The organism is Mesorhizobium sp. B2-4-1 (genome assembly GCF_006442185.1).
GTDB lineage: Bacteria > Pseudomonadota > Alphaproteobacteria > Rhizobiales > Rhizobiaceae > Mesorhizobium.
This window is the reverse complement of record NZ_VFVN01000001.1, coordinates 485,061-506,361: the sequence shown is the minus strand read 5'-3', so window position 1 is coordinate 506,361 and position 21,301 is coordinate 485,061. Positions and strand designations below refer to the sequence as shown.

Annotated in this window: 23 protein-coding genes; 9 read left to right on the top strand and 14 right to left on the bottom strand. The window is 64.3% G+C overall.

The features are described from left to right. Positions 1–76 precede the first annotated feature (76 nt). The 3 genes from FJ949_RS02550 to FJ949_RS02540 all read right to left on the bottom strand — a co-directional run bounded on the left by FJ949_RS02550 (position 77) and on the right by FJ949_RS02540 (position 2,039). Positions 77–427, bottom strand: a complete 351-nt coding sequence (locus FJ949_RS02550; protein ID WP_140492127.1) for a VOC family protein — start codon at positions 425–427, stop codon at positions 77–79. A gap of 13 nt (positions 428–440) precedes the next feature. Then, entirely contained in the window at positions 441–824 is a 384-nt protein-coding gene (locus tag FJ949_RS02545) for a RidA family protein (protein ID WP_140492124.1), read from the bottom strand. Between the two features lie 111 nt (positions 825–935). After that, entirely contained in the window at positions 936–2,039 is a 1,104-nt protein-coding gene (locus FJ949_RS02540) for a saccharopine dehydrogenase family protein (RefSeq protein WP_140492121.1), read from the bottom strand. 126 nt (positions 2,040–2,165) lie between these two features. Between FJ949_RS02540 and FJ949_RS02535 the strand changes: the two genes are divergently transcribed. Continuing rightward, positions 2,166–2,594 (top strand): Lrp/AsnC family transcriptional regulator, encoded by a 429-nt coding sequence (locus FJ949_RS02535; protein ID WP_140492118.1) that lies wholly within the window; start codon positions 2,166–2,168, stop codon positions 2,592–2,594. A gap of 45 nt (positions 2,595–2,639) precedes the next feature. Here FJ949_RS02535 and FJ949_RS02530 read toward each other — a convergent pair whose 3' ends face one another. From FJ949_RS02530 to FJ949_RS02510, 5 genes are all read right to left on the bottom strand, one after another. Then, the gene (locus FJ949_RS02530) at positions 2,640–2,894 is read right to left on the bottom strand and encodes a DUF1344 domain-containing protein (RefSeq protein WP_140492115.1); all 255 of its coding nucleotides are present in this window, start codon (positions 2,892–2,894) and stop codon (positions 2,640–2,642) included. Between the two features lie 200 nt (positions 2,895–3,094). Further along, positions 3,095–4,465 (bottom strand): HAMP domain-containing sensor histidine kinase, encoded by a 1,371-nt coding sequence (locus FJ949_RS02525; RefSeq protein WP_140492112.1) that lies wholly within the window; start codon positions 4,463–4,465, stop codon positions 3,095–3,097. Then, the gene (locus tag FJ949_RS02520; RefSeq protein WP_140492109.1) at positions 4,462–5,145 is read right to left on the bottom strand and encodes a winged helix-turn-helix domain-containing protein; all 684 of its coding nucleotides are present in this window, start codon (positions 5,143–5,145) and stop codon (positions 4,462–4,464) included. The genes FJ949_RS02525 and FJ949_RS02520 overlap by 4 nt, the downstream gene beginning before the upstream one ends. Positions 5,146–5,248: 103 nt before the next feature. Then, a complete protein-coding gene (locus FJ949_RS02515) occupies positions 5,249–6,046 on the bottom strand; it encodes a hypothetical protein (protein ID WP_140492106.1) in 798 nt (265 codons plus the stop codon). Positions 6,047–6,078: 32 nt separating this feature from the next. Then, positions 6,079–6,336, bottom strand: a complete 258-nt coding sequence (locus FJ949_RS02510; RefSeq protein WP_140492103.1) for a hypothetical protein — start codon at positions 6,334–6,336, stop codon at positions 6,079–6,081. Positions 6,337–6,597: 261 nt separating this feature from the next. On the opposite strand from FJ949_RS02510, the gene FJ949_RS02505 reads away from it, so the two are divergent. Then, positions 6,598–7,233, top strand: coding sequence for an isoprenylcysteine carboxylmethyltransferase family protein (locus FJ949_RS02505; protein WP_140492100.1), 636 nt, complete (start codon positions 6,598–6,600; stop codon positions 7,231–7,233). A gap of 47 nt (positions 7,234–7,280) precedes the next feature. Here the strand turns inward: FJ949_RS02505 and FJ949_RS02500 are convergent, their stop codons facing one another. Then, positions 7,281–7,766, bottom strand: a complete 486-nt coding sequence (locus FJ949_RS02500; protein WP_140492097.1) for a hypothetical protein — start codon at positions 7,764–7,766, stop codon at positions 7,281–7,283. A 212-nt stretch (positions 7,767–7,978) separates the two neighbouring features. On the opposite strand from FJ949_RS02500, the gene FJ949_RS02495 reads away from it, so the two are divergent. Next, positions 7,979–8,344: a RidA family protein gene (locus FJ949_RS02495; protein ID WP_140492093.1), complete on the top strand. Its 366-nt coding sequence runs from the start codon at positions 7,979–7,981 to the stop codon at positions 8,342–8,344. Between the two features lie 40 nt (positions 8,345–8,384). Beyond that, the gene (locus tag FJ949_RS02490) at positions 8,385–9,620 is read left to right on the top strand and encodes an amidohydrolase/deacetylase family metallohydrolase (RefSeq protein ID WP_140492090.1); all 1,236 of its coding nucleotides are present in this window, start codon (positions 8,385–8,387) and stop codon (positions 9,618–9,620) included. Between the two features lie 232 nt (positions 9,621–9,852). Here the strand turns inward: FJ949_RS02490 and FJ949_RS02480 are convergent, their stop codons facing one another. Both FJ949_RS02480 and FJ949_RS02475 read right to left on the bottom strand, forming a co-directional pair. Further along, positions 9,853–11,643 (bottom strand): NAD(P)/FAD-dependent oxidoreductase, encoded by a 1,791-nt coding sequence (locus FJ949_RS02480; RefSeq protein WP_140492087.1) that lies wholly within the window; start codon positions 11,641–11,643, stop codon positions 9,853–9,855. Positions 11,644–11,838: 195 nt separating this feature from the next. After that, positions 11,839–12,783: a MurR/RpiR family transcriptional regulator gene (locus FJ949_RS02475; RefSeq protein ID WP_140492084.1), complete on the bottom strand. Its 945-nt coding sequence runs from the start codon at positions 12,781–12,783 to the stop codon at positions 11,839–11,841. Between the two features lie 326 nt (positions 12,784–13,109). Here FJ949_RS02475 and FJ949_RS02470 point away from each other — a divergent pair, with 326 nt between their 5' ends. The 5 genes from FJ949_RS02470 (at position 13,110) to FJ949_RS02450 (ending at position 18,974) form a co-directional block, all read left to right on the top strand. Beyond that, positions 13,110–13,943 (top strand): ABC transporter ATP-binding protein, encoded by an 834-nt coding sequence (locus FJ949_RS02470; protein WP_140492079.1) that lies wholly within the window; start codon positions 13,110–13,112, stop codon positions 13,941–13,943. After that, on the top strand, positions 13,940–14,794 hold the full coding sequence (locus FJ949_RS02465; protein WP_140492076.1) for an ABC transporter permease: 855 nt from the start codon (positions 13,940–13,942) through the stop codon (positions 14,792–14,794). Before FJ949_RS02470 ends, FJ949_RS02465 begins: the two co-directional genes overlap by 4 nt. An 89-nt stretch (positions 14,795–14,883) precedes the next feature. Beyond that, the gene (locus FJ949_RS02460; RefSeq protein ID WP_140492072.1) at positions 14,884–16,056 is read left to right on the top strand and encodes an ABC transporter substrate-binding protein; all 1,173 of its coding nucleotides are present in this window, start codon (positions 14,884–14,886) and stop codon (positions 16,054–16,056) included. Positions 16,057–16,228: 172 nt separating this feature from the next. After that, the gene (locus FJ949_RS02455; RefSeq protein ID WP_140492069.1) at positions 16,229–17,320 is read left to right on the top strand and encodes a Gfo/Idh/MocA family oxidoreductase; all 1,092 of its coding nucleotides are present in this window, start codon (positions 16,229–16,231) and stop codon (positions 17,318–17,320) included. Between the two features lie 217 nt (positions 17,321–17,537). After that, the gene (locus tag FJ949_RS02450) at positions 17,538–18,974 is read left to right on the top strand and encodes an amidase (RefSeq protein WP_140492066.1); all 1,437 of its coding nucleotides are present in this window, start codon (positions 17,538–17,540) and stop codon (positions 18,972–18,974) included. A gap of 240 nt (positions 18,975–19,214) precedes the next feature. Here the strand turns inward: FJ949_RS02450 and FJ949_RS30585 are convergent, their stop codons facing one another. From FJ949_RS30585 to FJ949_RS02435, 3 genes are all read right to left on the bottom strand, one after another. Beyond that, complete coding sequence (locus FJ949_RS30585; protein ID WP_246679996.1) at positions 19,215–19,676, bottom strand: M24 family metallopeptidase; 462 nt, start codon at positions 19,674–19,676, stop codon at positions 19,215–19,217. Beyond that, the gene (locus tag FJ949_RS30580; protein ID WP_246679995.1) at positions 19,658–20,455 is read right to left on the bottom strand and encodes an aminopeptidase P family N-terminal domain-containing protein; all 798 of its coding nucleotides are present in this window, start codon (positions 20,453–20,455) and stop codon (positions 19,658–19,660) included. The genes FJ949_RS30585 and FJ949_RS30580 overlap by 19 nt, the downstream gene beginning before the upstream one ends. 149 nt (positions 20,456–20,604) lie before the next feature. Continuing rightward, the gene (locus tag FJ949_RS02435; RefSeq protein ID WP_224646169.1) at positions 20,605–21,177 is read right to left on the bottom strand and encodes an invasion associated locus B family protein; all 573 of its coding nucleotides are present in this window, start codon (positions 21,175–21,177) and stop codon (positions 20,605–20,607) included. Between the last annotated feature and the right edge of the window lie 124 nt (positions 21,178–21,301).

Genomic DNA, 21,301 nt, shown 5'->3' with positions numbered 1-21,301 from the left:
ATGGCCGGCAGGCCAGAGGGGGGCGCTGTCCGCCAACATGTCCAGGTCTGCAGTCGCCTCGGCGCTTTGCAGATATTCACCGATGCGAGAGAATGTTGACCAGCCGACCGAAAGGATCGCGCACATAGAAGCGCCGCACGCCCCAGGGCTCGTCGGCCGGTCCGTATTCGATGGCGAAGCCGGCTGCCTTCATGGCGTCGAGTGCGGCATCAACGTCGTCGACCTCGATCGACAGGTCCGGCACCGGCGTGCCCGACCCGCCTTGCGCCATGAAGCTGACCTGTACCTGCATCCTTTCCTCGGACCCGTAGGTGACGATCCAGCCTTGATCCATGAGCATATCGAGGCCGAGCACGTCATGGTAGAAGCGCCTCGCCGATGCCGCATCCTTTGTTTCGATATTGGCTACGATACGCCGCACTGCCATGACATTGGCCTCCTCAGTCTGTGCGCCGAAGCGCCGTCACCTCGATTTCGATCTTCATCTCCGGCCTGTTGAGCTGGCACACGATCATCGTTGCCGCCGGCCTGATCTCGCCGAACGCTTCGCCGAGAATGGGGAACACCACGTCGACGAAGGCCCGGTCGGTTATGTAGTAATGCGCGCGCACCACATCCTCCATGCCGAAGCCGCCGTCCAGCAAGGCACTGGCGATGGTTGCCAGGCAGTTGCGCGTCTGCGCCTCGACCGTTTCCGGCATCGTCATCGAGGCATAGTCATAGCCGGTCGTTCCGGACACGAAACACCAGTCGCCCTGCACCACGGCGCGCGAATAGCCGGCGGTCTTCTCGAAGGGCGAACCGGTGGAGATCAGCTTTCGCATGGCATCCTCGCAAAGGGGTGTTGGCAACCACTTTGCGGGCAAAAGCCTCGCGCGGCCATAGGCCAGACGGAGCTGGCCGTTGTCCCGATGACCTTGATCGTCCGCTGGGCCTCAGCTCGCCAGCCGGCTGACCATCTCGTGCTGGGCGTAGGCCCGGCCGAAGCGGTTGGCGAGGAAGGCGTCGAGCGCGATGTCCTCCTGCTTGACGAAGCCGGTCGCCGGCAAGGTACCGTCGGCCAGCATGTCGAGCACGGCGCAGATTCCGGATGCCGTGGTGATCTGGATGGCGCTGCGCACCGTCTGGCCGACCCGCTTCGAATAGATCTTGTTGGCGTAGGTCTCCTGCAGCAGGCGGCCGTTCTTGCGCCCCGAGACGGTGACGAAGACGATGACCACGTCCTGCAGCGTCGCTGGCAGTGCGCTTTCGAAAATATCCTTCAGCACCTCGCGGCGGTGGCGCAGGCCGAGGTCGTTGAGCAGCGCCTTCATGATGGCGGCGTGGCCGGGATAGCGGATGGTGCGATAGTTGAGCGTGCGCACCTTGCCCTTCAGCGTCTCGGCCAGCGTGCCGAGCCCGCCGGAGGTGTTGAAGGCCTCGTAGGTCACCCCGTCGAGCGAGAATTCCTCACGCTCCTCCAGCGGCGGCACCTCGACCAGCTCGCCCTCGACGATCGCCTCGCAGGGCTCGCAATATTCGTTGATGACGCCGTCGGTGCTCCAGGTCAGATTGTACTTCAGCGCGTTCGAAGGATATTGCGGCAGCGCGCCGACCCGCATGCGCACGCTCTCCAGCGTATCGAAACGGCTGGCGAGGTCGTTGGCGACGATCGAGATGAAGCCCGGCGCCAGCCCGCATTGCGGAATGAAGGCGCTGTTGGCCGAACGCGCCAGTTCCTTCACGCGCCGGGTCGAGACGACGTCCTCGGTGAGGTCGAGATAATGCACGTCGGCGCTTGCGGCGGCTTCGGCGATGCGCGTGGTCAGATGGAAGGGAGCGGCGCTGAGCACCGCGAATTTTCCGGCGAGCGCAGCTTCCAGCGTGCCCGCGGCCGCGATGTCGAGTTCCAGCGTCTCGACCCCGTCAGGCAATTCGGCCGCGGCAAGCTGCGCGGCCGAGCGGTCAACGAGAGTGACGTGATAGTCCCCGGTTGAAAACAGCATCTCGGCAATGGTCGAGCCGATCTTGCCGGCGCCAACGACAACAATTTTCTTCATGACCCGGTTCCCTCGCCCGACAGTTGATTTGTCCCGCTACAATCGCGGCTTGCCGGACGAAAGGAAGCGTGGAATTGTACGAAATGAAGTACCCTTTTTGTCGATATGCCGACTAGGTTCGTTGAAATGCTCAGTGATGCCGACCAGGCCCTGCTTGCCCTGTTGCGCGAGAACGCCCGCGCCTCGACCGCCGCTCTGGCGCGCCGGCTCGGCGTGTCGCGCACCACGGTGCAGAGCCGCATCGAACGGCTGGAGCAGCGCGGCATCATCGCCGGCTACGGCGTCAAGCTTGCGCCCGATTATGAACAGGGACTGGTGCGGGCGCATGTGCTGCTCACCGTGACGCCCAAGCTCGCCGACAAGGTGGTGCGCAGCCTGCGCGCCCTGGCGCCGGTCAGGACGCTGCATTCGGTGAGCGGCAATTTCGACATGATCGTCATCGCCGACGCGCCGTCGATCAAGGACCTGGACACGCTGCTCGACCAGATCGGCGCCCTCGAAGGCGTCGAACGGACATCGTCGTCGATCATCCTGTCGACGCGGATCGATCGGTGATCACCGGTGAAAAACCGGGCCGCAGGCGGCCCGGTCGTGCCGCCTTTACTTGGCAGGCTGGATGTTCGAGACCAGCGATTTGCCGGATTTCGTCGAATAGGTGACGATCACCTTCTTGCCGGGCTTCAGCGTCTCGACCTCTATGCCCTCCGGCAGGTTCAGCGTCTTGCCGTCGGCCAGCGTGATGGCGTCGCCCTTTGCATCGACATTGACGATGGTGCTGGTAACCGTCCTTGCAAGGGCTGCCGTCGAGGATGCGGCCGCCAGCACTGTCGCGGCGGCGATGACGAATTTCCTCATGGTCTTTTCTCCTAACGCTTGTTGTGGTGCCGAAGTGGTTCGGCATCGAGGGGTCGGAACGATTACAGTTGCCGCCCCGCTTCCCCCGGATCGAGAGAAGATCGGTCGATCCTAGCGAGGCGAGTTGTCGGGCAGCTGGCCGGCGCCTTACGGATCCGTAAGACCGGGATGACGGACAGAGGATCCAGGTCTATCGCCGGCTAACCCGACGCCAGCGGGAAACTCACCATCACGGCGAGACCCGGCCGGCAGTCCTCAAGCGTGATCGATGCGCCGTGCAGGTCGGCGATGGCCCTAACGAGGCTGAGGCCGAGGCCGCTGCCTGGCGTCGAGCGGCTGTGGTCCAGCCGGTAGAGCCGCTGGAACACTTTTTCACGCTCGTACGCCGGGATGCCAGGACCGTTGTCGGCGACTCTGGCCAGGATATGCTCGTCCCGGCGTTCGGCCGACAATTTGATCGCGGTGCCGGGCGGGCAATGGCGCAGCGCATTCTCGACCAGGTTGGCGAACATCTGCATCAGCAGCTCGCGATCGCCATGGATCCGGTCCGTCGTCCCGTCCAGCCGCTGCGACGACAGCGACTTGCAGTCGTCCTCTGCCACCTCGGTGTAGATCTCGGCGATGGTTTGCAGAATCTCGCCGAGATCGACATCGGTAAAGCGCGCCTTGCGCGCGCCAGCCTCGATCTGTGCAATTCTAAGCAGCGCGTCAAAGGTCTCGTTGATCTGGTGACCCTCCGCGCGCGCGTCGGCCAGGTCGCCGGAGACATCCTGATCCTGCGCCGCCTTGTCGGCCGCGCCCTCCAGAATCATCTGCAGCCGATTGAGCGGCGTCTTCAGATCGTGCGCAATGTCGGCGCTGACCTGCTTCATGCCTTCGACCAGCGCCGACAGACGATCAAGAGCCGCATTGACCTGATTGGACACGACGTCGATGTCGTCGCCATTGCCGGTCAGTGGAATGCGGGTATCCAGCCGGCCATGCGAGACATCCACCATAGTGGCGGCAATGCCGTCGAGCCGGCGCTGAACGCGCGAGGCGAGCAAGGCGCCGCCGGCCACCGCCAGCCCGGCGATGATCAGCGTCGCCCAGCCGAAGCTCATCAGTATGATAGTTTCCAGTTCCTCCGTCTCGGACAGGCTGAAGGCGATCGTCAGATTGTTGCCGCCAATCGAGCCGGAATAGGCACGGTATTGGGCACCGGCCGGCACACCGGGCATTTTTGCGTCGAGCATCGAGAACCCGTCGGGAACTCCAGCCGCGGTGAAGTTGCCGGCCAGACGGTTGCCGGCCGCGTCGGTCAGCGAAAAGAGCTGTTCCTTCTTGGAGCTGAGCTGCGAATGACTCTCGACCGTGGCGATCAGGTCCTCGAGGTCGCTCTCGGTATACGTTGCGGCGACGACCGAGTAGGTTTCCCTGATGGTTTCGTCGAGCCGTCCCGCAAGATCGGCGCTCATCATCCGGTAGACGATGGCGCCGGACAGCACGAAAGCCAGCATGAACAGGAAGGCGAACGTCAAGGCGAGCCGGAACGGCGTGCTGCGCGGCAGCCGGGACCATGTTGCGGTCATGGTGAAAGCGGTGCGTGCAGGCTGTAGCCGGTATTGCGGACCGTATGGATGAGCTGGGTTTCGAAAGGCCTGTCGATCTTGGCCCGCAAGCGGCTGATATGGGTCTCGACGACGCTGGTCCTGGGATCGAAATGGAAATCCCAGACGCGCTCCAGGAGCATGGTGCGGGTGATCACCCGGCCCTCGCCGCGCATCAGCACTTCCAACAGGCTGAACTCACGCGGTTGCAGGTCGATCGGCTGGCCCTGCCTGGCAACGCGGCGCATGATCAGGTCCATTTCGAGGTCGGCTACCCGCAGAACGGTCTTCTGCTCCAGTGCGGCCGGCCTGCGGCCGAGCGCATTGATGCGGGCAAGCAATTCGGAAAAGGCGAAAGGCTTGACCAGATAGTCGTCGCCGCCAGCCTCGAGGCCCTCGACACGGTCGTCGATGCCGCCGACGGACGTGAGAAAGATCGCCGGCGTGCGCACGCCCGCCGCACGGACCGCCTTAACCATCGACAGGCCGTCGAGGCCTGGGATCATCCGGTCGGCCACGATCACGTCATAGCCGCCGCTGGTCGCGGCGAAGAGCGCGTCGTGCCCGTTGCGCAATAGGTCGCAGACATGGCCGGCCTCGGTCAGGCCCCTGACGATGTAGTCAGCCGTCCTGTGGTCATCCTCGACAAGAAGAAGTCGCATCGCTGTTCCGGTTGATTGCCGATGTTGGGAACAGGCTAGCACCGGCGTGGGTCCGTTCCTAGGATGGCACGTGGCCGGTAAGCTCGGCTGCGCTTGTCCGGCGTCAGTCCGATTCCAGCAAGATCTCGTCGGCATCGTCTGCGGTCTTCTTCAGCGTCATGTAGAGAACCAGGGCAATGATGCAGCCGAGGAAGATCAGGCTGGTGAAGGTGGTGCCGAAACCGAGGCCGCCATATTCGACTGGCTGCGACAGCAGATCGCCGAAGGAGGCGCCAAGTGGCCGCGTCAGGATATAGGCGAGCCAGAAGGCGAGAATGCCGTCCAGATGAAGCAGGTAATAGGCACCCGCGATGACCGCGATTACGCCGCCGAACAGCAGGCCGGTCGTCAGGTAGCCCATGTCGAAGCTCTCGGCGACGAGATCGCCGGCGGCGGTGCCGAGCGAGAAGGTGAACAGGATCGCCAGCCAGTAGAAGATCTCGCGCCGGGTGGTGAAGATGGTGTGGATCGACAGCGTCCGCTCGCTTGCATACCAAACAGCGAATGTGGCGGCGAGCATGACGGTGAAGGCGATCGTGGTCGTTTCGAGACGCACGCCGAAATTGTCGACCAGATTGTCTGATATCAGCGTGCCGACGACGCTGATCAGCACCACCGCCAGCCAGTAAGCCCAGGGCACGTAGCGTTTCTGGGCGAACTGGAGGGCAAGGGCAACGACTAGGACGCCGGTCATGATCAACGACGTGGCGGTCAGCCCAAGGCCAAGGTTGACGGCGAGATAGTCAGCCGCCGTCTCGCCCATGGTCACCGCCATCAGCTTGATCAGCCAGAAATCGGCGGTGACGTCCGGGACCCTGTTGTGGGTCGATCCGGCGGGCTTTTGCGCGTTGGAAGTGAGCATGGCGGATGTCCTGCGGTTTGTGATTCGCGGACTTACTTGCCTATGACCTTCATGGCCTGGGCGAAGAAGTCGTCGGCGCGCTTATCATCGTCGGCATTGCAGCGTTCGATGCCCTGGGTCTCCAGTTCCGAGACCTTCGCCTTGTCGGAGGCGCCGAGCTTAACCGTAGCCTCCGCCGCGCGAAGAGCCTTCAGTGTGTCCTCGCAAGGTGCGGTGGCGGCGAAAACGGGCGAGATCGAAGCCGAGACAGCGAGGCTGCCCACCGCAATGGCAAGTGCAAATCTTCTCATGAAACCAGTCCCTGTCCGATGCCGGTGGTCCGGCGGCCATAGTTGATGTCGGCCCATGGCGGACCGGCATCGCAATGATATGGAAGCGACTTCACTCCAGCCTGTCCGCCGGCATACAAATTCGTAAGGTTGGACCTGGTTGGCGCAAAAAGGCTTTACGAACGTCGTGCGCTGCTTTGATAGAAAGCGATTGCCTTGTATCCGCCATCAATGGCGTGCCCGAGTGCACGCGGGCCTCGCCAGCGCCCCAGGAAAACACGAATGACCTACGCTTCCCTCAAGCCGGTCTCAGAGGCCTTCGTCCAGCGCAAACGGCTGATTTTCGTGCGAGTGGCGGCGGTGTTCGCGGTCCTGCTTCTGTTCCTCACCAAGCCTGGGCTCAACGAGGGCTCGCAAGGCCACGAGACGCTCGAATTCCTCGGCTTCTGTCTGGTGCTCGCCTGCGTCGCCGGCCGGCTCTGGAGCATCCTCTATGTCGGCGGCAAGAAAAACGAGGAACTGGTCTCGATCGGACCGTTCTCGATAAGTCAGAACCCGCTCTATTTCTTCTCGACGGTGGGCGCTGTCGGTATCGGACTGCTCTACGGCTCGGTTCTGGCGGCCGTGGCGCTGGGTGCTGCCAGCTTCCTCATCTTCCGCGTCACGGCGCGCAAGGAAGCCGAATACCTCCTGGGCAAATTCGGCCCGGCCTATCTCGCCTACACCAAGGCCACGCCGCGCTTCTGGCCGAACCCGCTGCTCTACCGCGACAATGACGAGTTGCAATTCTCGACGCGCGCGCTGAAGCGCACCTTCTATGACGGGCTCTATTTCCTGGCCATTTTCCCGGCCATCGAGCTGATCGAATATCTCCGGGAGAGCGGGCTGCTGTTCCCGGCCTTCGTGACGCTCTACTGATCGTCGGATCGGTTGCAAAAACCGACCGCCCTCGACAACAGGCGCTATCAGCCTCCCAGCGGATAGGGCATGTAGCCGACGAAGCCCGCGATCTTCCAGCTGCCGCCGACCTTCCTGCAGAAATACAGCGTCTGCCATTTCAGCCGATCGACGCCGCCATCCGCCTTGGCGACGGTGCCGTCGAATTTCTTGTGCAGCACGGCGCGGTCGCCGTCGACATCGATGTCGCGCAGGTTGGTGACGCGGAACAGCGCCTCGCGCAGCGGCTCGGCGAATTTGGTCGCCGCCGTTTCCTTGGCCTGGCGCAGCCACTCGTCGCGATAGATCTCCAGCCGCGGGAACTGCAGCCGCCAGGCGTCGGCGTTGGCAAGAAAATGCGCGTGCATGCCGAAGAAGCTTTCGGCGACAAAATCGTCCTCGACCATGGACCAGTCCTGACCAATGAAGGCATCGATGTCGCGCCGCACCAGCATCTCCCAGAGGGCGTGGCGGTCGGCATCACCTGATGGAAACGGGTTCTTGTCGAAGGTCATTCTCGGTTCTCCGCTCTGGAAATGCGCCCGTCCGTTTCAAGCCCGGCCGGCGAGCGCGCACGATGCAAGCGCTTCTGTAATAAAGCAACATGGATTTCCAGGAATGTTGCTTTCCAACAAGACCTCTATCGGGATCGCCTCGATCGGGGTAAATCTCGGCCGAAGCGGGCGCTCCCATCGTGTCCCGTCATAGCATCAGAGGAGGTCCGCTCTTGCCCAAGCAATGTTTTGGAACGTCGCATGTCCCGCTGTCACCCGCGGTGCGGGCCGGCGACTTCGTCTATATCTCGGGCCAGGTGCCGGTCGGCGGCGACGGCATCGTGGTCAGGGGCGGCATATCCGAACAGACGGAGCAGGTGCTTTCCAACGTCAAGGCGGCGCTGGCGCAGGCCGGCTGCACCATGGACGATGTGGTCAAGACCACCGTCTGGCTGGAGGACGCGCGCGACTTCGGCGCCTTCAACACCGTCTATGCCAGGCATTTCCCGAAGAACCCGCCGGCCCGCACCACGGTCGAATCGCGGCTGATGATCGACATCAAGATCGAAGTGGAAGCCGTCGCTTACCGGCCGCTCTGACGGCCGTCGGCGAGGATGGGACGAAGCGGAGGCGCGCCCGATGCAATTTGATCTTCTGTTCAAGGGCGGGCGGCTGATCGATCCGGCGGCCGGGCTCGACGCGCCGCGCGATCTTGCCATCGCCAATGGCCGCGTCGCCGCCATCGACGCCGACATTCCCGCCGACCGCGCGGCCAGCGTCATCGATGCCAAGGGCTGCATCGTGGCGCCCGGCCTCGTCGACCTGCACAGCCACGTCTATTGGGGCGGCACCTCGCTCGGCGTCGATGCCGACCGGCTGGCGGCTAAGAGCGGCACCACCACCTTCATTGATGCCGGCAGTGCCGGCGCCGGCAATTTCCTCGGCTTTCGCCGTCATGTCATGGAGCGCTCGAAGGTGCGCATCCTGGCCTATGTCAATATCTCCTTCGCCGGCATTTTCGGCTTCTCGCAGACGGTGTCGGTCGGCGAGTGCAGCGATCTCAGGCTCTGCGAACCGCGCGAAGTGGTGGCGGCGGTGCGCGAGCACGCGGACGTCGTCGTCGGCGTCAAGGTCCGCTCCGGCAAGCATGCCGGCGGCACCAGCGGCATCGCGCCGGTCGATCTGGCGCTGGAGGCGGCCGACAAATCCGGTCTGCCGCTGATGGCGCACATAGACGAGCCCCCGCCCGGGCGCTCGGAAGTGCTGCCGCGCCTGCGCAGGGGCGACATTCTCACCCATTGCTTCCGGCCGTTTCCCAACGCGCCGGTCTTCGCCTCCGGCGCCGTGCGGCCCGACATGCGGCTGGCGCGCGAGCGCGGCGTCATCTTCGATCTCGGCCACGGCATGGGCTCGTTCGACTTCGAGGTCGCTCGCGCCATGCTGGCCGAAGGGCTGGCGCCCGACGTCATCTCGAGCGACGTGCATCTCTACTGCGTTGACGGTCCGGCCTTCGACATACTGGTGTGCATGTCGAAGCTGCTGGCGCTCGGCATGCCGCTGGTCGAGGTGTTGCGCGCCGCCACCCAAGCGCCGGCGCAGGCGATCGCGCGGCCTGATCTGGGCACGCTCAAGGTCGGAACCGCCGGCGACGTCGCGCTGCTGCGGCAGCATTCCGGCCGCTTCACCTTCATCGACGCGGTCGGCGCCTCGCTGGTCGCCGACCAGCGGCTGGTCTGCGAAGGCATCGCCATCGGCGGCGCCTGGTGGCCGAACGAGACGATGAACGATGCCGGCGACACCGAGCGTTTCGAGGCGCATGTGGGGCATACGCATGTCGAGGTCGCGGCCAGGCATTTTGGGCACCGGCATGATTGATTGATCTCGGTAGCACTGCGCCGCCTGTCTTGCCGCGGCTGCGCGTTTGGCGAATGCCTTCCCCCACTCCGTCGCTGCTCCGCAGCGCCACCTCTCCCCCCTCCGGAGGGAGAGGAAGGGAGCCTCCTGGCATAAGCTCGCGCCCTTCCTCTCCCCCGTCGATCGGGGGAGAGGTGTCGAGCGAAGCTCGACGGAGTGGGGGTCGACCTTCCCTTGAAGCAACGCTTCCGCTTCACCGTCGCGCGTTGCTGACCGCCCCATAAACCGGCGTATCAATCCCCTCCATCCGCGCCTTGATCTGCAGCGCCACATATTTCGAATAGAAGCGCGAGAGCGCCAGATTGCCGCCGTGGAACCACAGCGCTTCCTGTGCCGTCGGTTTCCACATGTTGCGCAGTTCGCCCTGCCATGGCCCGGGGTCGCCCTTGACGCCGGAGCCGAGGCCCCAGCACGGGCCGACCCTGTCGGCGACCTCGCGCGAGACGATTTGCGCCACGGTTTCGTTCATCGACTGATAGCCGGTGCAGGCGATGATGGCGTCGGCTTCAAGCTCGCTGCCGTCCTCGAAGAGAATGCCTTTCGCGGTCAGCGACTTGATCGCCACGCCGCTGCGGATGCCGATCTTGCCGTCGATGATCAGGTCCGAAGCGCCGACATCGATGTAGTAGCCGGAGCCGGTGCGGTAGGCCTTCATCAGCAGGCCGGTCTCGTCGTCACCGAAGTCGAGGGCGAAGCCGGCGGCGGCGAGGCGTTCGTAAAAAGCCGCGTCGCGCGTGCGGATGACGTCATAGAGCGCCCGCTGGCCCTTGGGCACCAGCGCAAAGGGCGTCGAAGCGACGATCATGTCGGCCTTTTCGGTGGTGATGCCGCGCGCCAGCGCGTTCTCCGAAAAGATCTCGAAACCGACTTCCATCAGCGTGTCCGACTTGACCACGGTCGTCGGCGAACGCTGGATCATGGTGACCTCGGCGCCGCTTTCCCAGAGATCGACGCAGACATCGTGCCCGGAGCTCGCCGCGCCGATGACCGCAGTCTTTTTGCCGCGGAACTTCTCGCCGCTGGAATACTGGCTGGAATGCAGCAGCTCGCCCTTAAAGTCACCGGCGCCCGGCAGGTCGATCGGCCGCGCCGGACCGTAGGCGCCGGTGGCGAAGACGATGTGCTTGGGCTTCAGCGTGATGTGCTGGCCGACGCGGTCCACGACCACGGTCCAGACCTTCTCGGCCTCGTCATAGTTGGCGCTGACGCATCTGGTGGCCACCCAGTAGTTGAGCTCCATGACGCGCGTGTACATTTCCAGCCAGTCGCCCATCTTGTCCTTGGGCGTGAAGACCGGCCAATTGTCGGGAAACGGAATGTAAGGCAGATGGTCGTACCAGACCGGATCGTGCAGCACGAGGGTGCGGTAGCGCTTGCGCCAGGAATCGCCCGGCCGGGCATTCTTCTCGATGACGATCGAGGGCACGCCGAGCTGCCTGAGCCGCGCGCCCAGCATGATGCCGCCCTGGCCGCCGCCGATGACCAGGCAATAGGGCTGCTCCGAAGCGCCAAGCTCGCGGGTCTCGCGCGCGCGCGCCTCCGACCAGGTCTCGCGCTCCGGGTCGGCCTTGTGGCGCACGCCCAGCGGCCGCGTCGCGCCCTTGCGCTCCTCGAATCCTTTCAGGTCGGTCATTGCCGTGAACAATGTCCGGCAGCGGCCGTCGCGCAGGCGCATGATGCCCTGGCCCGAGGCCACGGCGGTCTCGAAGGTGAACCAGGCCTCGATTATCCCCTCGTCCGAGGTGGCTTCGCCGGTGAGCTGCCATCTTGCCGGCCGCGTCGCTGCCAGCGTCGCCTTCAGCATGTCGGCGATCGCCTCGCGCCCTTCCATCGTGGTGACGTTCCAGGTGAAGGTCAGGAGGTCACGCCAGTAGCAATCGTCGACGAACAGGTTGGCCGCGGCCGCTATGTCACCGGCTTCGAGCGCCTTATCGAAAGCGCCGAGCCATGCGGCTGCCTGTTGCGATGGTGCTATTTCGAGCATTTGTTTCCCTCTTTTTCGCGTTGGCGCTGTCCGGTGTTCCCTTCTCCCCTTGTGGGAGAAGGTGGCCTCGCGGAGCGAGGTCGGATGAGGGGTGCTCCAGCTCGGGACGGCCGGCACTCCGTCACCCACCCCTCAACCGTCTCGGCGCTGCGCGCCGATCCACCTTCTCCCACAAGGGGAGAAGGGAAAAGCCTCCTAATCCCCGAGCGGCTCCATCTCCTTGCCGGTGCGGTGGATCTGGGCATTGTATTTGATGCGGCGGACCGTCTCGCGGGCCGAGCCGTCGAGCTTGTAGGCGGCAGCCACCGCCATGAGGTCGATCATGGCCAAAAAGGCGAAGCGCGATGCCGTCGGCTTCAGCGTATCGGGATATTCCGGCACCGCTACGGTCAGCCTGACGTCGCCGACGCGCGCGAGCTCGGTGTCGGGCGCCGTCACGCAGATGGCATTGGCGCGGTAGTGCTTGGCGAGTTCGACCGCCTCGATCACCTCGCGCGTGCGCCCCGTCGCCGAAATGGCGATCACCAGGTCGCCGGGCTTCAAGGTCGAGGCGGTCATGCGCATGAGATAAGGGTCGCATTGCGCGCTGATCGATATGCCGTAGCGAAACAGCCGGTACTGCGTTTCCTGCGCCAGCGCCGAGGAACTGCCGCCCAGTCCGAACACCGTAACCTGGCGCGCCTTGGCGATCAGCTCGGCGGCCTTCTGCAGCTGGACCGGATCGAGCTGCCGCTCGGCCTCCTGCAGCGCCCGCCGCGCTTCGCCGAACACCGCGTTCCAGAACGGCATGCCGGTGTCGTTCTCCCTGGCTGGCGAAGTGTCCAGATAGAGCGCGCCGACGACGAGGCTCTGCGCCAGCTTCAGCTTGAAATCACGCACGCCCTCGCAGCCGATGGCGCGGCAGAAGCGGGTCACCGTCGGTTCGCTGACGCCGGCACGCTGGGCAAGGGCGGCGTTGGAGGCATCGACCGCGTATTTGACGTCGTCGAGCACGACATCGGCGACGCGGCGCTCGGCCGGACGCAGCTCGGCATAGGTATCCTTGACCAGCGAGATGATGTCGGGAATGCGCCGCACAGGCTCACCCCCGTCCGCCTCGCCATCCGTCATCAGGTTTTCCCGGCTGTCAGCTTCGGTCATGAAGTGGCCTTCCCTGGTCCCTTGTCGACCTCTTACCATGCTTGCACGCTGTCGTTCCATGTGCACGGCCCCGCTGCAACTGCTGCGTGCCGTTGCGGCATGCCACCCGGCTTTGCCCATCTGCAACGCCGCCTTGTTGTGCCACTTTTCCCGAGTATGTAGGAAAGCAACACGCATTTCAAGATAAAGAAAAGACAATGAAAGCAGACATATAGGGGAATAGGCGGCTCTCAACGACGGAACGATCGCGCTCTTCGCTTGACACCAAAGTAGGATAGTTACACACTGACTTTGGCAGTCGATTGGACGCACTCTCCGAGGGGCGGATGAACGCGGGCGAAACAACAGCGCCGAAGCTTGGTGTGCAGGCAGCGACCAAGATCTATCACACCGCATCCGGCGACCTCCTGGCGCTGGACCGCTGCAGCCTCGACATCCACGCCAATGAAATCGTTTCGATCGTCGGCCCGTCCGGCTGCGGCAAGACCACGCTTTTGTGGTCGATGTCGGGCTTGCACAGCCTGACCGGCGGCGAGATCCGGCTCGACGGCGTCAAGATCACCGGGCCGCATCCCGACATCGGCATCGTGTTCCAGGAAGCGAACCTGCTGCCTTGGCGCAATCTCGATGCCAACATCCGCTTTCCCTTCGAGATCAAGGGCGAGAAACCAGACCGCGCATGGATCGCGCATCTGCTCCACCGCGTCGGGCTCGACGGTTTCGGCGGCAAGTTCCCGCGCGAGCTTTCGGGCGGCATGCAGCAGCGCGCCGCGATCGTGCGGGCGCTGGCGCCAAAACCCTCCGTGCTTTTGATGGACGAGCCGTTCGGCGCGCTCGACAGTTTTACCCGCGAGGAGATGAACCGTCTCGTCGAGGAGATCTGGCTCGACACCAAGACCACCATCGTCTTCATCACCCACAGCATTGAGGAAGCAATCTTTCTCTCCGACCGCGTGGTGGTGCTGAGCGCGCGGCCCGGCCGCGTCGCCAGGGAGTATCGCGTGCCGTTCGCGCGACCGCGCTCGCTGGAGATCATGGCGACGAAAGAGGTTTTCGACCTCACCAACCGGATCAAGATGGACATCGTCGGCGAGCGCGCCAGGCCCAAGGCACCGGAACAGGAACGCGCCAGCGCCGAGATCGTGAGGATCAGGCCGTGAGCGACGCCATCCCGGAATTCTCCAAATCCAAATCGGGTGCCAAGTCCGGCGATGGGCAGGACGTCAGCCTGACCAATCTCTCGGCCTTCGCCAGCGGCCCCGGCATCAAGTCGGGCAAGGAGGTGGCGGCGATCATAGCTGTCGCCGTAATCATAATCGGCGGCATCGAACTGGCGCTGCGCCTGTTCCATGTGCCGCTCTACATCATGCCGCCGCCAAGCTCGATCGCCTACGCGCTGTTCGACGAGTTCCCGCTGATTGCGCCGCATCTCGGCTATACGCTGGTCGAGCTGGTTTCCGGCTTCGCCATCGGCGCCGTCGTCGGCCTGGTGCTGGCCGCCGTCATCACCCAGTTCCCCTTCGCCGAAAAGATCGTCGCGCCCTACATCCTGCTTCTCGTCACCACGCCGATGCTGGCGCTGGTGCCGCTTTTGATCCTTCGCTTCGGTTTCGGCTACACGCCGCGCATCATCGCGGTGGCGCTCGCCGCCGGGCCGATGGTGATGATAAACGCGGCCACCGGCTTTCGCCGCGTCGACAGCGCCAAGATCGCGCTGGCGCGCTCCTATGGCGCCAGCACCTTGCAGATATTCTGGAAGATCCGCGCGCCGATGGCGCTGCCGATGATCCTGGTCGGGCTGATGATCGGCGCCATCTTCGGCCTGCTGACCGCCGTCGGCGCGGAGATGGTCGGCGGCGGCTTCGGCCTCGGCAACCGGCTCACCACCTATTCGTCGATGATCCAGATGCCGCAATTCTTCGCCGTGGTGCTGATCCTGTCGACGCTCGGCATCCTGATCTACGTGCTGTTCTTCCTGATCGGCAAGAAATGGGCGAGCTGGGAGGCTTGAGCACGAGATCATGAACGCCCCGGAGCGGGCGAGGAGCGGGCGAAAGGCCATCGATCAACAAGAAGGTCAATCAACAAAAGGGGAATGCCATGACCGACCAGAACTCATTCCAGACGGCGACAAGAACGGGCATCAGCCGCCGCACCTTCCTGCAGGTGACGGCAGCCGGCGTCGTGACCGCCACCGCGCTCGGTGCATCGGGCTTGAAGGCCAGGGCGGCGGCCTATGAAAAATTCACCTGGATCTCGCCGCGCGGCACGCTCGAAGTGCTCGACGACTATCCTTATTGGGCAGCCAAGAAGGCGGGCTATTTCGACGGGCTCAGCACCGACATGCAGCCAGGCCCGTCGGACGGCACAGCGACGGTGAAGTTCGTCGATGTCGGCCAGGCCGATATGGGCTTTCCCTCGCCCGGCGTGTTCTCCTTCGCCATCCAGAACGGCATGAAGCTGAAGTCGGTGTTCCACATGGGCGCGCGCGACACGTTCTCCATCGCCTTCCGCAAGCGCGAGGGTACGAACGACCTGAAGAAGCTCGAAGGCAAGACCATCCTGCTCGGCTCCGCCGCCTGGCAGTCGATCACCGATCCGCTGCTCGCCGCGCAAGGCGTCGACATCAAGAAGGTCAAGTATGTCGAGGCCGGCTGGCCGACCTGGGGCACCGCGCTCGCCGGCGGCCAGGGCGACGCTGCCTTGTCGTGGGAGGGGCTGCGCGCCGAATGGATCGCCAAGGGCCTCGACTTCGAATACTGGCTCGGCGTGAAGAATTCCAAGCTGCCGGCCAACACCTTCGTCGTGCGCGCCGCCGATCTCGAAGATCCCGACAAGAAGGCGTTCCTGGAAAAATATCTGCGCGGCTGGGCGATGGGGCTGGAGTTCGGCTACCAGAACCCACGCGCGGCGGTCGAAGCGGTGTTCGAGCAGTTCCCGACATTGGCCAAGAACCTCGGCCCCGAGCTCGGCACCACCTCGATCCTGCAGCAGATCAACGTCTTCCGCGGCGACATGGACAAGCGCGGCGGCTGGGGCTCGCACGACATGGCGAGCTGGCAAGGCTTCTTCGACGAGATCCACAAGATCGGCCAGATCACCAATCCGGTGAAGGCCGAGGATGTCTGCACCAACGAGCTGATTCCGGCCGCCAACGACTTCGACAAGGCCAAGGTCAAGGCCGATGCCGACAGCGTCAAGCTGACGGAGGGCTTTGCCGCGCTCGATGTCGAGAAGATCAAGGCGCATCTGTTCGATTCGGCGGTGAAGTAAGAGCTGCAAAAAGAGGTCGTTCATTGCCCTGTCTTGGCTCCTTTCCTCTCCCTCCGGACAGGGGAGAGGAAAGGGCAGGCGGATGAGGGGCGGCGCCAACCTGAAGTGATTGTTCTGGATGCCCAGGCGCGGCAGCAGCTCGCCAGGTCCTATCAAAAATTGGGAGGCTGAATTGGCCGACAAAATAAAAGTGCTGGTTGTGGGTCTCGGCAATATGGGCGCCTCGCATGCCAGCGCCTATCACCGCTCGGACGGCTTCGAGATCGTCGGCATCATGAGCCGCTCGATCAAGAGCAACAAGAAGATTCCAGCCGAATTGTCCGGCTATCCGCTTTACGAGGATTTCGATCAGGCGCTCGCGGTGACCAGGCCGGACGCCGTGTCGATCAACAGCTGGCCCAACACCCATGCCGAATACGCGCTGAAGGCGATAGCGGCCAACTGCCACGTGTTCATGGAAAAGCCGCTCGCCACCAACATCGAGGATGCCGAAAAGGTCGTCGCGGCAGCGCGGGCGAAGAACCGCAAGCTGGTGCTTGGCTACATCCTGCGCGTCCACCCGTCCTGGATAAAATTCATCGAGGTCGGCAAGACGCTGGGCAAGCCGCTGGTGATGCGCCTCAACCTCAACCAGCAGAGCAGCGGCAGCGCCTGGCACTGGCACAAGAACCTGATCGATTCGCTGATCCCGATCGTTGATTGCGGCGTGCACTATGTCGACGTCATGTGCCAGCTCACGGGCGCCAGGCCGGTGCGCGTGCACGGCATCGGCGCGAAGCTCTGGGCGGAAGCCGACAAGCAGAATTACGGCCATCTCCACGTCACCTTCGATGACGGTTCGGTCGGCTGGTACGAGGCAGGCTGGGGCCCGATGATGAGCGAGACGGCCTATTTCGTGAAGGACGTGGTGGGGCCGAAGGGCGCGGTGTCGATCGTCGCCGGCCAGCAGGCGAGCAGCGCAGCGGAAGCGGCGGAGGTGTCGAACTCGGCCGACATCGACCGCCACACCAAGACCGACGCGCTGAAGATCCATTATGCGGCGGTAGACGCCGACAAGAACTTTGCGAAACCCGACGAGATCGTCAGCATGGAAGACGAGCCCGGCCACCAGGAGCTCTGCGACCGCGAGCAGGCCTTCTTCCTGCGCGCCATCCGCGAGGATCTCGATTTGACCGAGCAGATGGACGCCGCCGTCAACAGCCTGCGCATCGTGCTCGCCGCGGAACAGAGCATCGAATTGGGGCGCACCGTCGAGCTGGCGTGAGACAAGCGCGCTGCTGGGGGCAGCAGTTTCAGGTCGGTGCCGCCCCTCACTCAGCCCTCTCCCGAGAAGAACGGGAGGCGGTCGCCAGCATCAGAGCGCTTTCCTTCTCCCCGTCATGACGGGGAGAAGGTGCCGGCAGGCGGATGAGGGGCGGCGCCAACGTCGGCCCGAAGCGATAGCTCGGGCGCGGCGCGAGGCAAAGACTGGGAGGAGAGACATGGTCACCGACAGCCTGCTGAAAACCTATGCGAACTCCGATGCGCTGGATCTTGCTGACTTGGTGCATCGGGGCGAGATTTCACCTGCGGAAATGGTCGAGGCGGCGATCACGCTGGTCGAGCAGCTCAACCCGGCGCTGAACGCGGTCATCCATCGCCTCTACGACATGGCGCGTGCCCAGGCGCAGACGGTCGACAGATCAGCACCTTTCGCCGGCGTGCCATTCCTGCTCAAGGAACTGGCCTCGTCCTGGACCGGCGCGCCGAACACCAACTCTTGCCTCTACCTGAAAGATGTCGTCGCCGATTTCGACACCGAAGTCGTGCGCCGCATGAAGGCGGCCGGGCTGGTGCTGGTCGGCAAGTCGAACGCGCCCGAAAACGGCTGGTCGATCACGACGGAACCGAAGCTCTACGGCACGACGAAGAACCCGTGGAAGGAAGGCATCACGCCAGGTGGCTCGAGCGGCGGCGCGGCGGCGGCCGTCGCTTCGCGCATGGTGCCGATCGCCGAGGCCAGCGACGGCGCCGGCTCGATCCGCATTCCGGCCTCCTGCTGCGGCATCGTCGGGCTGAAGCCGTCGCGCGGCCGCGTCAGCCTGGCACCGTTCGGCGACTATTGGTATGGCGGCGCCTACTTCCTGTGCTGCTCGCGCAGCGTGCGCGACACGGCGGCCTATCTCGACGCGGTGGCCGGCGCCTTGCCGGGCGACCCCTATACGCCGCCGATCCCCGACGCCTCCTGGCTCAGCCTGTCGTCACTGGCGCCGAAGAAGCTGCGCATCGGCTTCACCGTCACCCCGCCCAACGGCACGGCCATCGATGCGGAAGTGAAGGCGGCCGTGCTGGCCACCGTGGCGGCGCTGGAGCGGCTGGGACATGACGTCGAGGAACACGACATGCCGCTCGATGCCGATGCCATGTGGGCCACCTATACCAACATGACCTGCGTACAGACGGCGGCGACCTTCGACTATCATGAAACGGTGATCGGCCGGCCGGTGACGCCTGATGATGTCGAACCGGTGACCTGGGCGATCATCGAACGCGGCCGTGCGACCAGCGGCACCAGGCACATTTCCGATGTCGAGCAGCTCAGGCAGGTCGGCCGCGACATCGTCGGCGACCTTTCGCCCTACGATCTCTTCATCACCCCGACGCTGACGCAACTGCCGCGTCCGTTCGGCTATTACGATATGTCGGAGACCGACATCGACCGCTACAACGCCAAATGGACGGATGCGGCGTTCGCCTTCCCCTTCAACATCTCAGGCCAGCCGGCCATCTCGCTGCCGCTCGGCTGGTCGAAAGACGGCGTACCGATCGGGGTGCAGCTTGTCGGCCGCTACGGCGACGAGGCGACGGTGCTGGCCGCGTCGGCGCAGCTCGAGCGGGAAATGCCGTGGAGGGACAGGCGGCCGCCGGTGAGCGGTTAATCGCTCGCGGCAGGGCACCCATCGCCGAGTTCTGTGGCGCCCCCCTCTGTCCTGCCGGACATCTCCCCCTCAAGGGGGGAGATTGGAAGTTTCGGCGCCGGCTCATCTTGTTCTTGCAACGTTGAAAATTGGCGAAAGCGGGAGCGATAATCGATCTCCCCCCTTGAGGGGGAGATGCCCGGCAGGGCAGAGGGGGCGCCGTAGGGCGCTGACAGTGACACCGTCACGATCCCGCCCTCGCTATCCTATCCTCTCCAACCGCCTCGGCAGCCGGTTCATGGCGACGGGCCCGTCCGGCGTGATCAGGAACTGGTCCTCCAGGTTGAAGCTGGCGAGGCCGTCGATGTAGAGCGGGATCTCGAAGGCCAGCACCATGCCGGCTTCGACCACGACATCGCTCTCGGCCGCAATGAACGGCCATTGCTCCGAGAACACAGACTGCCCGACACCGTGGCCGAAATGCCCACGGCGGTAGGAGCGCAGGCCTTGCCGCGTCAGGCTGTCGGTGGCGGCGCGGTGCACATGGCCGAGCGAATTTCCCGGCACGAGTGCCGCCAGCCCGTCCTGGAAAGCGCGCTCGGCGATCGCGTGCAGTTCGACCTGGTCGGCGGAAGCGGGACCGAAAGTGAAGTTGCGCGACATGTCGGACGCATACCCGCCGACCGTGCAGACCATGTCGCATTTCAGCGGATCGCCGGGCATTGCCTTGGCATCGGCACCCTTGGCCCGGCGCCGAGCGTCACATATTCCGCCGTCGCGACCGGATGGGAGAGGCCCACCGCCGCCGCGGCCACGCCTTGCCGGTAAAGCGCGATGAGATCGGCCTGGCGCATGCCGGCCATCGCATCGACCTGCAGCCGCTCCAGCCCTGCTTCAGACAGGATAATGCCTTGCCGCAGGAGCTCGATCTCGCGTTGCGACTTGATCGCCCGCAGCCGATCCAGCACCGGCGAGCCGTCGATCATCCGGCACTGCGGCAGCAGCGCCTGCATGGCGGAAAAATCGGCGGCTGGAACAAAGCCGAGATCGATGCCCAGCGTTGCGCGCTCCAGTCCGAATTCCGCAAGCAAGGCTTGCAGCTGGCGCACCGAGCCGGCGAGATCGAAGGTGGCGGGGCGCGCGAAATCCGGCGCGCGGCCAAGCGAGACAAGGCCAGCCTCGATACGCTCCGCCAACGGGCCGCGGGTTCCCGTCTCGACCGGCGCGAATTCGATCCAGATCGGGTGCGAACGCACAACTGCTTCGGGCGCGGCGATCCGCAACTGTCCCGCACTGAAATCCGCGACGACGACGCCGATCGGCAGGTCCTGCCGGGCCGGGATGACAACGAAGCCGGCGCCGGCACGCCGGAACAGCCCCGCCGGTCCGATCGACACACCGGTCGCATAGTGGAAGGCCTCGGGCGCTGAGAGCACCAGCGCCTGCAGGCCGGCGCGTTGCATCAGTTGCATCGCGCGCTGGCGGTCGACAAAGCCGGTCATGGTTCTCTCCGGATGGCTGAAGCGACATCGGAGCATTGCGGAAGCGGACAATCAAGCGGCACGATGCCGGTAGTCTCCGCCACAAGATGGAACCTGTCGTGGCCTGGAGCATTGCCCGGCGACGGCGGCGGGGAAGCGCGCCGAGCCCGCTACTTGATCGATTCCAGCTTGGCGAGGGCGGCGGTGAAGCCCGCCAGCGAGACCGGGATGGTGACCGGCTTGCGGGTCACCGATTCCATGCCGATGTTGAGATTGGTTCCCGATTTCATCGCCTTGATCAGCTCCGGCGGCAGCGGCGTGGCGGCATAGGCGCCGTTCTGGTCGCTGGTCTGGATGGCGATCGTCGTCTTCTGGCCCTGATCGATCTGGTAGCTGGCGCCGGAGGGCAGGAACAGCCCGTGCGGCAGGGCAAGCAGCATGGCGAGAGAGCCGTTGCCATTGTCGCGGCGCACGGTCACAGTCAGCACGCGCTGCCCGGTCTTGGCTTCGGTCAGGTTCTGCGACACCTGGCATTGAAGCTCGCTGTTGGCCGCGCCGCTTGAACAGTTCACCGCCCATGGATTGGCGTCGGCCGGCTTGGATTGAGCGGCCGGGGGCTGCGCCGGCTTGGCGTCCTCGGCAAGCGCCGGCCCGGTGACCGATGCGATCAGCCCCAGGGCGCCCAGTGCTGCGGCCAGATTTAACAGATTAGCACGCGCTAAAATGGCTGCCATGTTCTTCATGCCCCGCATTTTTCTCGAAACGGCAGGTATTTTCCCACCGGCGGGCTTGATACAATACTCCTGACTGTTCCGGAAGCCGCGCACAGGCGAGGAGAGCTGGCAAAATTACTGTTGCGGTATTGCA

Bases quoted from the DNA above. Each gene is read 5' to 3' on its own strand.
- FJ949_RS02550 (WP_140492127.1), bottom strand. From the start codon at position 427: ATGGCAGTGCGGCGTATCGTAGCCAATATCGAAACAAAGGATGCGGCA.
- FJ949_RS02545 (WP_140492124.1), bottom strand. From the start codon at position 824: ATGCGAAAGCTGATCTCCACCGGTTCGCCCTTCGAGAAGACCGCCGGC.
- FJ949_RS02540 (WP_140492121.1), bottom strand. From the start codon at position 2,039: ATGAAGAAAATTGTTGTCGTTGGCGCCGGCAAGATCGGCTCGACCATT.
- FJ949_RS02535 (WP_140492118.1), top strand. From the start codon at position 2,166: ATGCTCAGTGATGCCGACCAGGCCCTGCTTGCCCTGTTGCGCGAGAAC.
- FJ949_RS02530 (WP_140492115.1), bottom strand. From the start codon at position 2,894: ATGAGGAAATTCGTCATCGCCGCCGCGACAGTGCTGGCGGCCGCATCC.
- FJ949_RS02525 (WP_140492112.1), bottom strand. From the start codon at position 4,465: ATGACCGCAACATGGTCCCGGCTGCCGCGCAGCACGCCGTTCCGGCTC.
- FJ949_RS02520 (WP_140492109.1), bottom strand. From the start codon at position 5,145: ATGCGACTTCTTCTTGTCGAGGATGACCACAGGACGGCTGACTACATC.
- FJ949_RS02515 (WP_140492106.1), bottom strand. From the start codon at position 6,046: ATGCTCACTTCCAACGCGCAAAAGCCCGCCGGATCGACCCACAACAGG.
- FJ949_RS02510 (WP_140492103.1), bottom strand. From the start codon at position 6,336: ATGAGAAGATTTGCACTTGCCATTGCGGTGGGCAGCCTCGCTGTCTCG.
- FJ949_RS02505 (WP_140492100.1), top strand. From the start codon at position 6,598: ATGACCTACGCTTCCCTCAAGCCGGTCTCAGAGGCCTTCGTCCAGCGC.
- FJ949_RS02500 (WP_140492097.1), bottom strand. From the start codon at position 7,766: ATGACCTTCGACAAGAACCCGTTTCCATCAGGTGATGCCGACCGCCAC.
- FJ949_RS02490 (WP_140492090.1), top strand. From the start codon at position 8,385: ATGCAATTTGATCTTCTGTTCAAGGGCGGGCGGCTGATCGATCCGGCG.
- FJ949_RS02480 (WP_140492087.1), bottom strand. From the start codon at position 11,643: ATGCTCGAAATAGCACCATCGCAACAGGCAGCCGCATGGCTCGGCGCT.
- FJ949_RS02475 (WP_140492084.1), bottom strand. From the start codon at position 12,783: ATGACCGAAGCTGACAGCCGGGAAAACCTGATGACGGATGGCGAGGCG.
- FJ949_RS02470 (WP_140492079.1), top strand. From the start codon at position 13,110: ATGAACGCGGGCGAAACAACAGCGCCGAAGCTTGGTGTGCAGGCAGCG.
- FJ949_RS02460 (WP_140492072.1), top strand. From the start codon at position 14,884: ATGACCGACCAGAACTCATTCCAGACGGCGACAAGAACGGGCATCAGC.
- FJ949_RS02450 (WP_140492066.1), top strand. From the start codon at position 17,538: ATGGTCACCGACAGCCTGCTGAAAACCTATGCGAACTCCGATGCGCTG.
- FJ949_RS30585 (WP_246679996.1), bottom strand. From the start codon at position 19,676: ATGCCCGGCGATCCGCTGAAATGCGACATGGTCTGCACGGTCGGCGGG.
- FJ949_RS30580 (WP_246679995.1), bottom strand. From the start codon at position 20,455: ATGACCGGCTTTGTCGACCGCCAGCGCGCGATGCAACTGATGCAACGC.
- FJ949_RS02435 (WP_224646169.1), bottom strand. From the start codon at position 21,177: ATGAAGAACATGGCAGCCATTTTAGCGCGTGCTAATCTGTTAAATCTG.